Raw genomic sequence first — 16,022 nt, 5'->3', positions numbered from 1 at the left:
AATGACACAGCCCCAACCGCTCAGAGCCCTTATTCGGTCAGTAAGACCAATAATGCAAATTTCCGAGTCTATGGACCTTAAATTTAATCTTTTATAAGGAGGATAATGATAATGAGAAATAAAAAGTGGTTTCTTGTCGCAGCAGCAGTAATCGTCCTAAGCGGAGCATTTTACATGAACTCTATTTCTGCTGAAAGTCCTACCCAACTAATCCAAGATCAGCTTATTAAGGAAGGAGTGGTTATTTCTAAAATCACCACCCATGAGAGGAATTTAAAATTGGAAACAAAATCAACTTCTACTTCTGGAGAAGCAACCATAGAGGATATTAAAGCCATCCGAAAAATCCGGAATGAAGTAAGAAGTGGTGTTAATGGAACCTCACAAATCCAAAATGTTGATCTCACGATCACAGGCAAAAATGGTCAGAATATATACAATGGTGTTTCTAATGACATTACCCGAATACCAGACTTCTCATCTAAGATTGTGGGTAAGCTCGATTCTGAATCAGTCCAGAACGCTATATACAGTGAACTGAAGGCAAACGGTGTGACTGTGGAATCGGCGAAAGTTACGGATAACGAACTAGGTGGAAAGTTCGCCTCGATTGTGCTTACAACGGAAATCTCAGAGGTAAACAGTCTTGTTCCTAAAATTGAGCAATGGATCACAGCGCTTAATGATTCTGATGACATTGGGGTTTCTCAATATGAACTGACCATTAATGATAAAAGTAATCATTCAACGTTATTATATTTGACAACAGATCTAGTGTACCGTGATTTTTATTGGTGGCAGTCCCCTGCTCTAAGCGATGAAGTTTGGACAAAAACCAAACCAGAAAGTCAAGAATCAGCTACTAGTAAAGACAAGGTTCCAGCGACAATTGAAGAAGGCATACATGCTGGGCCCTCTGGATCAGATAACAATGGGTATGAAGGGCCTCAATTCAAATAATAATAACAGCTTTTATCTAACTCTCGTTTGAAAGACACAACACACTCTCTCTGAATTTGAGGAGTTTCTGTTGTGTCTTTTGTTATTACATATACTCATACAATACACTTATTCGCCACCGCCACCATCTTCGCAGGCATTTCTTCCCACAGCCGCCACACGAAGCTCATCGGTTTGTTCCCTTCATGACTCACATAATCGGCTTCGCCCAGAAATACAAATGGAGATGTATAGTTATGCTCCTCCTTATATTCCCTCACGAACAGCACGATTCGGTTGCCCGTCTCCCGATGATGGATATACCGCTGCGCGGTAGCCGTATGCTCCGACACCCGGCTCTGAGTCTGCCAGTGGAATAAGCGATCGTTAATCGCATAGTCCTCGTACAGTGTCGATGGAGAAAAGTCCTTGTCCGATTTGTTCAATGTAATGAAGAAAATATCGGTCTGTTCGTCTGCAAAATACTTCACGCCTTCACGGAAGGCGGGTGATTGTTGGGCGTTCCAGTAGCCGAAGGCGGCGAGCACTTGGTCGATAGAGTACATACAGTGGATATCCAGTGGACAAGTGTACGGGAACGAATTGCTTTTATCCACAAATCGCAGATGAGCCAGATTATATTTAAAAATATCCACAAGCTCTGCCCGGAACGCCTCGCAGGACAGGACACGCTGCACACCCTCTTCGACGCTGCTCAATCCTAGCTTCTCGGGTGTAGCCCGGTGGAACGTATAGTAAAACATGATCAACATGCGCCGTTCATCGGAGGTCGCGGGTTCTTTGCCTTTTTCAATATAGTCGATCAGGAACGTCAGCCAGCTTCGGGAGTTGATCGTCAGCACAGACGGCAGTCTGCGAATGTACTCCTCGTGTTCATCCTCGATGGGTTCTGTTAATCCGGCTTCTGCCAACATACCGCGGAAATACCTTTTCCCCGTACGTCCACCATAGAACTCATGCAGTATCATCCCGTGATGCTCTACAAAATGAGCCAAGGTCTGCGGCAGTCCGGTGTCTTGCTGGAACGTTTGCAGCTTCTGGATCAACGCTCTGCGATTACGGCTCATCTGCTTCAGGTTGCGCATGATGTAGTCCTTCGCCTGCTTTTCCAACTGGATGAACGTGCCGCGTGGCAGGTTCGAGAAGCCGTTCTCGACGTAGTACGAGATGGAATGTTTGGTGGCCCCGATCAGAGCACGGAACTTATCTTGGAACCTGTACTCCTGATGCGCTTGCCCGATGAAGTCGAGCACGGTCAGGCACTCTTTGCCCTCCGCCATCCGTAGTCCACGCCCCAACTGTTGCAGGAATACAGTCAGACTCTCGGTAGGACGCAGGAACAGGATGGTGTTCACCTCAGGGATATCCACGCCCTCATTGTACAGATCAACGACAAAGATCATGCGCAATTCCCCGTTCACCAGCTGTCCTTTCGCAGAATGACGCTCCTGTTCGTTCGACCCGCCATGTAGGGCCATGGATGGAATGCCGGCTTCGTTAAATATTTTTGCCATATACAGCGCATGATCCACCCCTACGCAGAAACCGAGCCCCTTCACATCGTCCAGGTCGGTCACGTATTTGTTCAGACTGTGGATGATCTGATTGGCACGGATCTTATTATGAGTATAGAGCTTCTCCAGTTCGTTCAGATCGTAGCCTTTGCGCGACCACTTCACCTGAGTTAGATCGACAGTATCGGTGACACCAAAATATTGAAAAGGACTCAGTAGCTTCCGATCAATCGCATCGGTTAGACGGATCTCGGCGGCAATCGTATGATCGAAGTAGGCGGTAATGTCTTTGCCATCCATCCGTTCCGGGGTTGCAGTGAGTCCAAGCAGAATCTGCGGTTCGTAGTGAGACAACAGCTTCTGGTATGAAGGTGCCGCCGCATGGTGGAATTCATCCACAATGATGTAATCGTAATAGTCTGGGCTGGTGATCTCCGTCAGCTTGATGGAATTGAGGCTCTGAATGCTAACAAACAGATGATCCAGCGCCTCAGCCCGATGATTCCCGACATGCAGCTCGCCAAAGTTCATATCTTTCAGGATATACCGGAACGTGTCCCGGCTTTGCTTCAAGATCTCTTCCCGATGGGCGACAAAAAGTAGCTTTGCTCCCACATGGCTTGCCCCGAACCGCTTGTAGTCGAAGGCAGAGATAACCGTTTTGCCCACACCTGTGGCGGCGACGATCAGGTTGCGGTTTCGTCCATACAGCGTACGCTCAGCGTGAAGCTGTTCCAATACTTCTTTTTGGTAATCGTAAGGCTGGATGTCGAGGTGAAAGTGGTTGGACTGATCTTTTTTGCGATTCAGAGCGGCCTTCAACTGTGCCTCATGTCTCTCATCTTCAGCTACATACCGCGTAAATTCACGGTCATTCCAGTAACTCTCGAAGGTCGCTTCAATCTTGCGCAGCACGTCGAGTGAATCCTTCTCCGTCACCTTGAGGTTCCACTCCATACCACTGGTCAGCGCCGGGTTGGATAGGTTGGAGGAGCCGACATAGGCGGTGGTGAATCCGGTATCGCGGTGGAAAATGTACGTTTTGGCGTGTAGGCGGGTCACTTTGGTATCATATGAAATTTGGATTTCCGTGTTGGGCAGTTTGCTAAGTTCGGTAATAGCCTTGAGGTCCGTTGCTTCCATATAAGTTGTCGTGATAATTCGCAGCTTCCCGCCACCCGCCGTGAATTGTTGAAGCTGTTCCAGCAGCAGACGAAGCCCACTGAATTTGATAAACGAAACAAGCCAATCGATCCGATCGGATGTTACGATCTCTTTTTGCAACTCCAACAGCATACTCGGCTCGGACTTTGCACCTGTGAACAAAGAGCTTTGGGCGATGGGCGTATCTGGACGAACAATTTTGGTATCCCGGACCGCACGAATGCTGTTCAGCTTGGAATATACATGGGTCAGCACTTCCCCCTGCTCGTCAAGTTGCAATTCGTTGTACTCTTCTTCCCCAAGCGTGCCTTTCAGGGTAGCAATAATCTCATTACACGTTCGGATCTGCGCCAACACTGCTGTCTTATCTTCTGTTTGTTCCCGTACAATCTTGAGCGCTCGCCGGGTCACTGCCGCCAAATACGTGGACAGTAGCTTGCGAGCTTCCTCCGCATCCAACTTCTCAGTCCCAATGTTATACACATCCGGGTCCAGCGCCGAAATCTCCTGCCTGGTGATGGTGTTAATAAGCTGTTCATATATGCCCTGTTTCATGAATATACCTCGCGAGATTTAGGATGGTTGTGGATAGTTCACTATGTATATGTTATAGCTAAAAGTTGCTTCTTCTATATTATCGACCAACCTGTGGAAGATTTCATTAGTTGTTTGATTTCATAGGAAAAAGCACCTCTACTTTTGGTTTGGTAGAAGTGCCTGCATAATGTTAACTCTATCATGTTCATCCGCCATCATCTCTGCATTTACTGAATACCATTATGACGCAGAGCTCAACTTCCTTTTTGCCGCCCAATAACTCCAAGCTTTGAATAATACAAACAACAATGCAGCCATAGCCAAATTCGTCCCCATCTCCATCACACGCTGCACATTCCCTTCCAGGAAAACGCTGTACCCCTGAGTGACCGAGGAACTAAACTGATCTGACCCAAAACAGGCATAATAGAGACTAAACATCAGCATATGAACAAAGGTATATAAGATGGAAAAGACAAATGGAAGAATGGATATATACTTATTTTTACTTATCACAAAAATGATGAGTGCCTGCGCAGCCAAGAACACAGCGGCGATCAATGTGAACTCAATTCCACCTGACGTATGAAACACGCCACTAAAAAACAATTTTTCAAACATGTTAAATGTAAATCCTTCACTCCAATAATAGTACATCACCTGAAAATAAGCTTGCAGATACCCTAAAGTGAAGAACAGGGGCACAGATAACAGGCAGAGACGATCCACTCTTTTGCGTGTAAGCACAAGACAGGCAATTAATGCACACACCGTAATCCAAAGAATAGGTATCAGTTCGATATACCGGTTGTGCACAACATATCGATTCGCGATTAGTCCACCAACCAATGATACAATGAAAAGGATCAAACCTGCCAAGGCATAGCCAATAATCGTTTTCATGTTGAATCCATACGTTTCTTTGGTTATCGTTCTGCGTAGTTCTGAGATGGAACCAAATTGTTGAATGGAGCTTTCAATGGCCTCAACTTCAGACAATCCCTCACGCTTTAGATAATCCACCGAGGAATGTAGATGAGCAGCCATTTCTTCTCTCCACTCTGCTTTTTCCCTCTTGGTCAAAAACGTAAATCGAAGTACTTTATCCAAATATTGCTCAATAACTTCCATGAAGATCCCCTCCCAAGAATATATTGATAATCTTGATGTTCTCGGTCCATGATGACCGCAATGTATCGAGTTGAGTTTGCCCATCAGGGGTGATGCGGTAATATCGCCGCCGCGGTCCACCCACTTGCTCTCCCCAATAACCTTCTATGTATCCGTTAGCCTCCATTCGTTTCAGTGCGGGATACAGCGTACCTTCTTTCAGATCAAACTGACCGTTCGTCTCATCTTGCACCGTTTTGGATATTTCGTATCCATATGCGTCCTTCTTACTCAGTACAGACAATACAATTCCATCGATGTATCCTTTGATCATTTCATTTCTCAGCTTCACACACCACCTACTATGCAATTCTATGTAGTTAAGCATAACAAACAAATATTGTAAAAAGCAACATACGAAAATCCTTTTCCTTTTGACGGATTGTAATATGAAGTGCGACAGTTCCTCTGTGAAAGATTCGTGAGGGTTCTCAACCCAAGCATTTTTGTGATCTGTGATTCATTAGATCGAGTGAATGGGCAAGATCTTCATTTTGAAAGAGACCTTATGCCGACCTTCGGTACGATTGTTGTGGTCACTTCATTCTACACAAATCCAGCCATGGGCCTTTTTTTATGTATTTCCAATAGGTGTTGCACTTCATAGCTACAATCCTTCAATTTATAAAAATAGCACCTCTACTTATGGTCTAGTAGAAGTGCTTGAATCTTAATTATTGTATTTCACTTAAATGTTGTTTGGGATCTATATAACACCAATCATTATTGTAGGATGCCTTTATCTGTTTCATATCTTCCAAATTGTAAACCAATCTTCTTCAATCCATACTCTTGCATCGGGAAATTCGCTCAGAAAAGCAAAAAAAAATTTAAATAACAAATCCTCATTATCATCAAAGTCATCAGAAACTACTGCTTTAAAATATTCACTTTGCGTATCATCCCAATTATAAGTAACAGTTTGAAATTCATAAGGTTCATCATATACACTAAAGCTAAGCGTCCTTGAGTAATTCTCCTTGAATGGCATGTCGCTTATATATAGTCGAGTATATTTTAATGCACCTTCGCTATTGTAAGTTTCTTCATCATTATCAAAGAAAAATTTCTCTTTTCTACATATGTTCCCAGCAGCACTCGATAAAAGATAAGTCGGCATGCTCTTTCCATGTCTAAATAGTATAAAAGATGATATCCCCATGAATTAAATCTCCCAACAATAATGATGATACAACTTTTCACTGTTTGCCAACCATGATTAGGAATGAGCTTAAACCAGCTATTGCATAGATCCATTTTCTATACTCTCAACTTCTAACATCTTTTGTTCAACCCATTTCATAACCATTTCTGCCTCCTCTAGAGCAATCACTCCCCTTTTACTTTTAAATTTGTAAGTTTCATAAGCCCATAGTAATATAATTTTCACAAATTCAACCGTCTCTAACTTACAGATCGGTTCAATTTCATCTTCTTCCTCATCATAAAATGGATCTTCAATTATTGTATAGTCTTTATGTGATATAACGCTGGATGCATTACCTCCATGTCTAAATTCGGGTATCCCCCCCCTTAACAAATCAATATAATTCTCAATATCTTTTCTCAAATCTTTAAATCTCCAAGGTATATCAGATCCTAAGGGATCACTTATCATACTGGCGAACTCTAGTGTCTTTTCCTCGTCAAAATCCAATACAACCATATTAAATTCATCCATATATTTCAGTTTATAATTATATTTTATCATCACTAAATTATCTCCAATTCAGTATATTGGGTATGCTGAGATTATCTTATCATTTCTTAAAATAAGCTCTACTTCCATTCCTGTGCTTGTTTTCCCTATATATTTATTGTTTTTTATATTTACTTTATTATTAAAAGCTTCATTTACTGAATCAATTACCTGTTGTGGTGTCCATTCCTTTGGAAAAAATGTGGACTTGGGTCCTTTGGGTACTCCATTAATTTCAACATTAGCTTGATAGACACCAAACTCATTAGGTGTATCAACCTTCCCGACAATTTTACCGTTACTATTTGGCATCCCTTCATAATGAAAACCATTGGCATTCCCATTTTTGAGTATTTCACCACCAAAAATATGGCTTAAGCCGTTTTCTTTAGTTCCTGTTTTAAAGTTTTCTGTATTTTGTAGACTCCCGAGCCATCTCTCTTTATCTACAACAGGTTTACCATCTTGTCCATTCCCTTCTTTACCCTTATCCGATTCTTTCTTACCTCCCCCTGATCCCCCGCCCGATCCAACGTCCTCCTTCGAACGAAAAGCTTTGCCAAACAAAACATACGCCAGAGCCTGTCCCGTCATCGCTCCACCGTAATACCCTGCACCACTCTCATCGATCTGCTTCTTCTGCTCTTCTACAAATTGCTCTATATCAGACCTCGCCGTTCCCGTGCCCCAGGCGGTATCCCATGCAAACTGAATACCACGCCCAACATCCACAACTTTTCCCACTGTCATAGCATATGCCACACTGCTTAATGTACTGAACGGGTTATAGAAGAAAGCTTCGGCCGTCTGGCCCATTCCCGTCACTGTTTCTCCGATGAATTTGTTGATCAATCCAACAGTGAAGCTTGGTTCCAGTTGTTCTGGAATCCTCAAAACAGATTCACCTGAGCCATCAGTCGTCCTAAAATTTTTCGCTACATTATGAAAATAATCCTGAATATCATTCAATAGTTTCAATGTAGTAGGAAACAAGTCTTTCACCTGCATAAAATCCCAAAAGAAACGCTCCCCCGTGACACCCGACCATTCGGATTGCAACATATAAATGGATTTCTCCAGTTCTCTGAGCATTCGCTCCAGTTCCTGTTTCTTCTGCTGAACCAATCGAGCTTTCTCGTCCAACACATCTGGATGTACCTGAATACGTTGCATGTCGTTTCACCGCCAACCTGTTCATAGTAGTTCTACCTAAATTTTAACAAGCGAGAAGAAAGATTGGAATCAAACGGAGGATTCATTTTTTTGACAGCCTGATCCGGTAGGTGGGATATATCTATTAGTCAGCTATATTGCGCAATAGTGCATGTTTGACGCTAAAATACTGTGCTTCTCTATCTTAAAAGACACCAACCAATCGAACCGATCCGCTGTTACGATCTCCTTTTGTAACTCCAGCAGCCTACTCGGCTCAGACTTCGCACCTGTGAACAAAGAGCTTTGGGAGATAGGCGTATCTGGACGAACGATTTGGGTATCCCGGACCGCACGAATGCTGTTCAGCTTGGAATATACATGGGTCAATACCTCCCACTGCTCATCCAGTTGTAACTCGTTATACTCTTCCTCGCCTAACGTGCCTTTCAAAGTTGCGATAATCTCATTGCACGTTCGGATCTGTGCCAGTACAGCGTTGCTGTCTTCCGTCTGTTCCCGCACAATCTTGAGCGCTCGCCGGGTCACCGCCGCCAAATACGTGGACAGCAGCTTGCGTGCTTCCTCCGCATCCAACTTCTCGGTCCCAATGTGATACACTTCCGGGTCCAACGCCGAAATCTCCTGCCTGGTGATCGTGTTGATAAGCTGTTCATATATGCCTTGTTTCATGAATATACCTCGCGCGAGTGTAGGATGGTTGTGGATCGTTCTCTATGTACATGGGATAGCTAACTACCAATTGTTTAGTGGGAAATCTGAGACTTTTATAATCAGCATCTGAACTACAATAAGCTGAAATATCCAATTCCTCTTCGTGATCTCCTAGCAATTTCGCTATATTTGTGAATGCAGGCGGCATCGGCTTTAGCTGCTCCGCTTTATAAAACTGAGCCATTCTTCTCAAAAATTCATACCCGAGGTTAGCATCCTCCTCAGAAATAACAGTACCTACTGAAGATCAATTTATACTATTTAATTTGGATACTGCACTTTCAAATAACATTATATTTCACCTCAACATTTAGTAATCAATCTCATCTTCGTAGTACTTGCCAAAATCCTTACTAGGGTCGTAACCCGGAAGAGCTATCCAAATTTTCATCAGACAAGTTTATCCAAAAATAGAAAATTAGACAATCATCAAATTGAAAAATAGAAGATAAAGATACAGCAGAAGACCGTCTCCATTTGTTTTACTATTAACCCAATCAAAAATGAACTTAATAGAATAGTATATATTATCACATTTAGGAGGTTGATATTTATGACATTAGTAAAATATTCTACTGGTCCAGTTGAAAATGCTATTAATTTGGCGACAGTTCCCGGAGAGTCCAGAACTTTTTTCGCGAAGGCAGTTAATAATGGACGTAGCACTGCTCAGGTACGTGTTCGTTTATACCGTTTGAATGGAGCAAAAGTTCTGATAAGCACAGTTACTTTCACTCTTGCACCAGGCGCTTCCAGCTTCCGAGTTCTGAATGTTGCTAATTTGGTTCAATTTGAAGTTGAGTTTACTACAAACAGCAAACATGTCCTTGTGTCAGGATGGGGTAAAAACGCATCTGGCCGACTGGTTGCAGCTCATCGCTACTCCCCTACAGAATTGGCTAAGAAAGGATTCAGCAAGCACTCTAAGCATAAAAAGCATTACAAAAAGCATTAAATAATAATCAGTAGATTGGAGATCCACCTGCTTCTACAGAGGTGGGTCTTTTGGGTTTATGTTTTAGATTCTTTTCATTTTGCAAATCGTTATACTCTTCTTCGCCTAACGTACCCTACAGGGTAACGATAATCTCATTGCACGTTCGGATCTGTGCCAGTACTGCCGTACTGTCTTCCGTCTGTTCCCTTACAATCTTGAGCTCTCCAGGTCACCGCCGCCAGATACGTGGAAAGCAGCTGTGTGCTTCCTCCGCATCCAGCTTCTCAGTCCCAATGTGGTACATCTCCGGGTCCAGCGCCGAAATCTCCTGCCTGGTGATGGTGTTAATAAGCTGTTCATATATGCCTTGTTTCATGAATCTTCCTCGCGAGAGTGTAGGATGGTTGTGGATCGTTCTCTATGTACATGGGAATAGCTAACTACTTGGTATAGGTAAGTATTACTTCTACTATATTTTCGTCCAGCATGGGAAACATTTCATTAGTTGTTTTGATACCAAAAAAGGAGTCCTCCCTATGACAGGAGTACTCCTTTTTGGATGTGCATCAAATCTATGCCAAGTCTCTTACAAACCATCTGAATACATCAACTTATCAATGTCCAAGTTATTTGTCCGATCTGTGTACAAGATGCGCAAACGTGGTTGTCCTTGGTATCTAGCTAGATAAACCATAACTTCTGTTTTCTTATTATTGATTACCCACCGTGATTTAAACATAATGTTCCCCATACTCAGGTCCAATGCGTCGTCGTTCGTTAGACTAGACTCTGCACCACCAACGATGTATATATCAGTCGAATTGGTAGGTTTACCGTATTTGTCTTCCAAGGCATCTTTGATGCCGTAGTATGTGTTCATTTTATCACCAGAAGTCGCAAGCGTGTCACCCTTCACTTCGTAGATAGAACGAACCAGTTTGTTCTTGTAGAACAAGTAAGATAACTCTGCAGATGTTGAGGAGACCGACGAGCTGTATGTAAGGTATGAAAAATGGTTAACACTTCCTGAATCAATCAGTTTGTCCTTTTCTAGTTTCTTGATCTGTTTAGTGTTCATGCCCCACTTTATATTGCGAAAGTCTGCTTTCGAAGCAGCAGATGCGGAAAGTGGTAAGATCGCGATCGCTACCATGAAAAAAGCAATGAACATTAGAGAAACTTTCCTCATACGTCAACTCCCTATCGTATTTTTCATAATTATACCACTGAAAATACCTTTTTGTTATAGCATCAAGTTTCATTGTTAAGATTGGCACTCTTCATATCAACCATATCCTGTCGTACATTCAACGATTAAAAATCGTTTTGTCTCATGGTTATACATTCTCCTAGTTGTTATGCCTTTACTATTAAATTCTTGAATCATTTTAGTGGTTTGGGGATTTGTAATATCAATATTCTCATCTACATAAAGTACAATCCCTATGCACTAATGAGTTATATTGATGCAACTAATCCTTGAACCAGAACTATGCAAATAAGCCTGCTCCTACTTAGTCACAAGTTGGAATAGGCTTACTTAACATTATTCAACATATCGTATGGTAAAGTCTTTAATTTTTCCATATCCCCCCAACTGTATACCCAGTCATAGTCTGCTACCCAAAAATAATCATCAGGGTTTAACCTAAGGTAGTGGTATATAAATTCAAAAACTAGTTCCTGAACACCGTATATCTCCTCTATGCAGCCGACCTGAAAAAGATCTCTTCTTTCTTCTAATCCAACATCATCATTATAGTAAAATTCAAGTCCCGGCTTATCTGTTGCATCCACGTAAAATATAAATGAATAATTGTTTTCCTTCACCAATTTATGGCTTATGTTCATGGTAGTTGAAAGAAATCGTCCATCTGTTGAATAGTTTTTACTATTGTGAAAGTTGAGCATAGCATCTGCATAAAATGCTGCAACTATAGAATCCGATAATAACTTTTCAGTTGTATATTTTTTCCGATCCATTAGTATAAAAGCAGAAGTTCCCACTATTTTAATGCCCCCTTTAATTCTTCCAATGAATTCACAACAGTTATGCCTTGCTTTTCAATGCGTTCTAACATTTGCACATGTTCTGACCTCAAGTTGTCTAACGGTTTATCAATATATAGAATTACGTGCTTCTGTTCTGGATTAAAGAAGAACTCGTGGTTTTTATCTATGAATTTATTGAATTGATCTTCTTTTACAGCTTTAATTGAAGCCTTCACCTCAATAATTGCATTCTTAGTAACTACGTCTAGATCACCAGCCGCTTCGCCATTCTCCTTCAAGATCTTTTGCCCAAATGCTGTGACTTGCTGCTCTTTGTTAAATAAAGTAAACAACCTTGGCCTCAGTAGCTTTACCTACGTCTCGACTTTTCAAAAAGTTAACAACATCACGATCAATATTTTTAGGATGTTGGTCAACAAACGTAAGTTCATTCCCTGCAGGATTAGTATACTTTGTTTTGTTTCCATCCCTAACTATACTACCAACATTCCCCTCTTTCCCTTTCCCTGGCTCCGCCTTCCCTCCACTCGATCCGCCCAGATCGCTGTGCTTATTCTCCACCGCACGAAAAGCTTTGCCAAAGAGAGCATAGGCGAGTACCTGGCCCGTCATCGATCCACTGTAATTTCCCCATCCATCCTGGTCGCCCTGTTTCTTCTGCTCCTCCACAAATTGCTCAATATCAGACCTGGCTGTTCCCGTTCCCCAAGTTGCATCCCAAGCAAACTGAAGGCCTCGCCCTGCCCACCGTCATGGCATAAGCCACACTGGCCGTTGTACTTATCGGATTATTAATGAAGGCTTCGGCGGTCTGGCCCATTCCGGTCACTGTTTCTCCGATGAATTTGTTGATCAGTCCGACAGTGAAGCTTGGTTTCAGTTCTTCAGGAATGTTCAAAACAGCTTCACCTGAGCCATCGGTCGTCCTGAAAATTTTCGCTACATAGTTAAAATAATCCTGAATATCATTCAACAGTTCCAATGTAGCAGGAAACACTTCTTTCATCTGCATAAAATCCCAGAAGAAACGCTCCCCCGTCACACCCGACCATTCGGATTGCAACATATATATGGATTTCTCCAGTTCCCGGACCATCCGCTCCAGTTCCTGTTTCTTCTGCTGGACGAGTCGGGCTTTTTCCTCCAATAGATCGGGATGTACCTCAATTCGCTGCATTCCGTTTCACCGCCAACCTTGACCGTAGTATATGTACCTAAATTTTAACAAGCCAGAAAGAGGATTGGAATCAAACGGAGTATACAAAAAAAGAACGACTTCTATCGCAGATAGAAGCCGAACAAGGTAATGATGCAGTATGATTCAGGTAATCTTTAGGACACTACGAATTGTACGACAACTGGAATCCCATCATTCAGTGTATCGCCTCCGGGAATCGAAATTGTAGCGGTTGTAACGGTGGAGGTATCTGCTGTCTGCATAATGCCGTTAATATAAAGATTGTAATAATTGAACGTGCCTGGAAATGCCGTTGCAGCTGTACCCGCATCGCTTGTAAAAGTAGTCGCAGCAATCGCAAATGTTGCTCCAGTACCCGTTCCATCACCAATGGTTGCAGCAAATCTTAAACTGTTCTGAAATGGTGTCACGAGTGGCATGTTTCTCACCTCCTACCTGACATAGTATATGTGGTAGATTCGAGAGAAGTGAAGGCAAAGCCATGAGGAGATTTGACCAATTTTAACCATTCATAATAATCGCTGTTAGTTGGATGGTCTCAAGAATGATCGGCGTTTCTGCAAAGAGTACACCACTTTGTGAAGGGAAAAACAACATATTTTTACTTACGTCATATGAGTTGCCCGGCTGGATGATCCCGTTGATATAAAGATTGTAGAAACTGGTGAGTCCTATTCCTGCAAATTCGGATACACTCCCACCCTCATCATTCACGAATTCCCCGACGGGAATCGTAACCGGGTCCGATAAATCCAGATCAGTATCTGGGAAATAAAAGTAACGATTTACCGTAGGAATGATCTCAATTCCGGGTACACTGCCCGGAGGACCTTGCTCACCTGGGGGGCCCGTTGGTCCTTGGACTCCAGGGATTCCAGGGGAGCCCTGCTCGCCAGGAGGACCAGCGGGACCTTGTGCTCCGGGAAGGCCCGGCAGGCCTTGCTCACCGCGAGGGCCGACGGGGCCTTGCGCTCCGGGAAGTCCAGGTTGGCCCTGCTCGCCCTGAGGGCCGACGGGGCCTTGCGCTCCGGGAAGTCCAGGTTGGCCCTGCTCGCCCTGAGGGCCGACGGGGCCTTGCGCTCCGGGAAGTCCAGGTTGGCCCTGCTCACCCTGAGGGCCGACGGGGCCTTGCGCTCCGGGAATTCCAGGTCGGCCCTGCTCGCCCTGAGGGCCGGCGAGGCCTTGCGCTCCGGGAAGGCCCGGTTGGCCCTGCTCGCCGCCGTGGGAGCCAGTCGGACCCTGGGCACCTTGCTCCCCTACTAGACCTTGAATTCCATGAGGTCCGACAGTCTTCGTTTCATGTTGTCTGACCGGAGCGATCCCAGGCCCGGACTCCCGACATGCCGGGTTGACTTCCATCCCCCTCGGCAAAGCAATCACTTTTTTGCCCCAGATTACTTTCAGTTGTCTTATTGGACGCTTCGGTCGAAGGGAACGACGTTTTCTCCGACCGGGTTTACGAATAATATGAAATTTTCTGATTTTCCCTGGGGATTTTTTTCTACATTTCGGTGTTGAACGTCTGGATCTTGATTGTTTGGGCGTAGCTATCCTCTTATTCAGATACTTCATAACGTTCACTCTCCTTAGGCCAAGGCACACAGTGTATATGTCCTATACTATGTCCTTAGCACATTCGGAGAGTGTGCGAATAACTATGGAGGATGCCCAATAAAAAGACAAAAGCTCCTGCCATAGTCCTTTGTCTTGCTCATATGCTTTCATTGTCTGTTCATGAAGGGTCAAAAGGATAACGAATCGGGTTAACGCAATTAACCTTGATCCAGAATATGAAATAAGCCCATCTTTAATTCTTCCAATGAACTTGAAGTTTACAACATACGTTGCGGCCATCAACTCCTCTTAATCTTACATATCAATATTTCGGCCTTGGTAATTAACGAATCCCTCCTTAATGTGTATTTTAAGTGATCTAGTAATAACTTTATCTAGATGCCACCACCAACTGTTTATTGGCGTATCTCTTTTTTCGTCGCCAGCAGTAATTAATAAGTTATCATCATCTATTTCCATAAACTTTAGAATCAGTTCATCAACATGGGAAAGTTCTTCTTTGAATGATTGTGGTATCCTGTTTATCTGATGCTTTAACTGCTCTCTCATCTCAAAAAGATTCTTAAATAAATCTATATATTGTAACTCTTCTCCATCCCATCCTCCGTCTTCTTCAATGCACTCTATTCCACCAACAAGCTCCTCGTTTAAACATTGGATCATACCCTCAACTATTTCATCATTAATTAGTCTGGAGTCATAAAATTGTTGACAGTTCATAAATTGTAGATTCTCTATTTCATCATTAGCAAATAGCCCACTATCTCCGTGGTATAAAAACACGTCTTTATCGCTATCAAGGATAGCGCATATTTCTTCACAAAAAGATAATGCGAAGAAAACAGCATTCCGATCCCTACTTGGTTGTATAAATAATGCAGTTTTCACATTACTGTTTTTAGAATTCTTTAGCGTCTCCTTAGAAATTTCAAACCATATATTCCTTATTTCATCATGATCTTCAAGATTATAATAATTGACCCAAATCCAACTGTTTGACCTCTCCATTCCCCAAGAAGACATTTGGACTTTGGCATCAAACTTGGATAGTACAGTGTTTAATTTTTCGATACTCAATTCTTCTTCCATATACATTACTATATTGGATTGTGACATAATTATTTGTCTCCTTTTAGAGTAGCAATTAATTCCTCTGGAGTTGTTATAATTTTAACACCAATTGAACTAATATTTTCTGCTTTCACAGTATCAATACCATTAGGGGCATAGAGGATAACTTCTCTACGATTAAGGTTTATATATGGCTGCTTAACGTCACCTTCGAAGTACTTATAAAAATCACTTATTGAGTTTGATTTACCACCAGCAGCATTAAAACACTCAACAATATGATCCGGTCACCACCAA

17 protein-coding genes and 2 pseudogenes are annotated in these 16,022 nt (G+C 42.8%); 2 read left to right on the top strand and 17 right to left on the bottom strand.

The annotated features are described in order from the left end of the window. Positions 1-111: 111 nt before the first annotated feature. Complete coding sequence (locus ACR32F_RS04825) at positions 112-960, top strand: hypothetical protein (RefSeq protein WP_440116672.1); 849 nt, start codon at positions 112-114, stop codon at positions 958-960. A 95-nt stretch (positions 961-1,055) separates the two neighbouring features. Here the strand turns inward: ACR32F_RS04825 and ACR32F_RS04820 are convergent, their stop codons facing one another. From ACR32F_RS04820 to ACR32F_RS04785, 8 genes and pseudogenes are all read right to left on the bottom strand, one after another. Next, positions 1,056-4,193, bottom strand: a complete 3,138-nt coding sequence (locus ACR32F_RS04820; protein ID WP_440116670.1) for a DUF3427 domain-containing protein — start codon at positions 4,191-4,193, stop codon at positions 1,056-1,058. 222 nt (positions 4,194-4,415) lie between these two features. After that, positions 4,416-5,306, bottom strand: a complete 891-nt coding sequence (locus tag ACR32F_RS04815) for a permease prefix domain 1-containing protein (protein WP_440116668.1) — start codon at positions 5,304-5,306, stop codon at positions 4,416-4,418. After that, on the bottom strand, positions 5,293-5,637 hold the full coding sequence (locus ACR32F_RS04810; protein ID WP_440116666.1) for a PadR family transcriptional regulator: 345 nt from the start codon (positions 5,635-5,637) through the stop codon (positions 5,293-5,295). The genes ACR32F_RS04815 and ACR32F_RS04810 overlap by 14 nt, the downstream gene beginning before the upstream one ends. Positions 5,638-5,739: 102 nt before the next feature. Then, a pseudogene (locus ACR32F_RS04805) lies at positions 5,740-5,842 on the bottom strand (IS30 family transposase); the annotation flags it as partial. A gap of 251 nt (positions 5,843-6,093) precedes the next feature. After that, a complete protein-coding gene (locus tag ACR32F_RS04800) occupies positions 6,094-6,507 on the bottom strand; it encodes a hypothetical protein (protein ID WP_440116664.1) in 414 nt (137 codons plus the stop codon). A gap of 78 nt (positions 6,508-6,585) precedes the next feature. Next, positions 6,586-7,056, bottom strand: a complete 471-nt coding sequence (locus tag ACR32F_RS04795) for a hypothetical protein (RefSeq protein ID WP_440116662.1) — start codon at positions 7,054-7,056, stop codon at positions 6,586-6,588. Positions 7,057-7,074: 18 nt separating this feature from the next. Continuing rightward, positions 7,075-8,217, bottom strand: a complete 1,143-nt coding sequence (locus ACR32F_RS04790; protein WP_440116660.1) for a WXG100 family type VII secretion target — start codon at positions 8,215-8,217, stop codon at positions 7,075-7,077. A 186-nt stretch (positions 8,218-8,403) separates the two neighbouring features. Beyond that, a pseudogene (locus ACR32F_RS04785) lies at positions 8,404-8,889 on the bottom strand (NgoFVII family restriction endonuclease); the annotation flags it as partial. A 595-nt stretch (positions 8,890-9,484) separates the two neighbouring features. Here ACR32F_RS04785 and ACR32F_RS04780 point away from each other — a divergent pair. Continuing rightward, on the top strand, positions 9,485-9,886 hold the full coding sequence (locus tag ACR32F_RS04780) for a hypothetical protein (RefSeq protein WP_440116658.1): 402 nt from the start codon (positions 9,485-9,487) through the stop codon (positions 9,884-9,886). 211 nt (positions 9,887-10,097) lie between these two features. Here ACR32F_RS04780 and ACR32F_RS04775 read toward each other — a convergent pair whose 3' ends face one another. From ACR32F_RS04775 to ACR32F_RS04735, 9 genes are all read right to left on the bottom strand, one after another. Next, positions 10,098-10,244 (bottom strand): hypothetical protein, encoded by a 147-nt coding sequence (locus ACR32F_RS04775; RefSeq protein WP_440116656.1) that lies wholly within the window; start codon positions 10,242-10,244, stop codon positions 10,098-10,100. 210 nt (positions 10,245-10,454) lie between these two features. After that, the gene (locus ACR32F_RS04770; RefSeq protein WP_440116654.1) at positions 10,455-11,057 is read right to left on the bottom strand and encodes a hypothetical protein; all 603 of its coding nucleotides are present in this window, start codon (positions 11,055-11,057) and stop codon (positions 10,455-10,457) included. 347 nt (positions 11,058-11,404) lie between these two features. Next, on the bottom strand, positions 11,405-11,875 hold the full coding sequence (locus ACR32F_RS04765) for a hypothetical protein (protein ID WP_440116652.1): 471 nt from the start codon (positions 11,873-11,875) through the stop codon (positions 11,405-11,407). Continuing rightward, positions 11,875-12,213 (bottom strand): hypothetical protein, encoded by a 339-nt coding sequence (locus ACR32F_RS04760; protein WP_440116650.1) that lies wholly within the window; start codon positions 12,211-12,213, stop codon positions 11,875-11,877. The genes ACR32F_RS04765 and ACR32F_RS04760 overlap by 1 nt, the downstream gene beginning before the upstream one ends. Then, positions 12,197-12,550 (bottom strand): hypothetical protein, encoded by a 354-nt coding sequence (locus ACR32F_RS04755; protein WP_440116648.1) that lies wholly within the window; start codon positions 12,548-12,550, stop codon positions 12,197-12,199. Before ACR32F_RS04755 ends, ACR32F_RS04760 begins: the two co-directional genes overlap by 17 nt. A 13-nt stretch (positions 12,551-12,563) precedes the next feature. Continuing rightward, the gene (locus ACR32F_RS04750) at positions 12,564-13,058 is read right to left on the bottom strand and encodes a WXG100 family type VII secretion target (RefSeq protein ID WP_440116646.1); all 495 of its coding nucleotides are present in this window, start codon (positions 13,056-13,058) and stop codon (positions 12,564-12,566) included. Between the two features lie 155 nt (positions 13,059-13,213). After that, positions 13,214-13,498, bottom strand: coding sequence for a DUF4183 domain-containing protein (locus ACR32F_RS04745; protein WP_440116644.1), 285 nt, complete (start codon positions 13,496-13,498; stop codon positions 13,214-13,216). Between the two features lie 82 nt (positions 13,499-13,580). Next, positions 13,581-14,438, bottom strand: a complete 858-nt coding sequence (locus tag ACR32F_RS04740) for a DUF4183 domain-containing protein (protein ID WP_440116642.1) — start codon at positions 14,436-14,438, stop codon at positions 13,581-13,583. A 510-nt stretch (positions 14,439-14,948) separates the two neighbouring features. Beyond that, complete coding sequence (locus tag ACR32F_RS04735; protein ID WP_440116640.1) at positions 14,949-15,770, bottom strand: hypothetical protein; 822 nt, start codon at positions 15,768-15,770, stop codon at positions 14,949-14,951. Between the last annotated feature and the right edge of the window lie 252 nt (positions 15,771-16,022).

The organism is Paenibacillus hebaui (assembly GCF_051934385.1).
Classification (GTDB): Bacteria; Bacillota; Bacilli; order Paenibacillales; family Paenibacillaceae; genus Paenibacillus.
The sequence above is the reverse complement of the archived record's forward strand: the minus strand, read 5'-3'. Positions and strand labels throughout refer to the sequence as shown.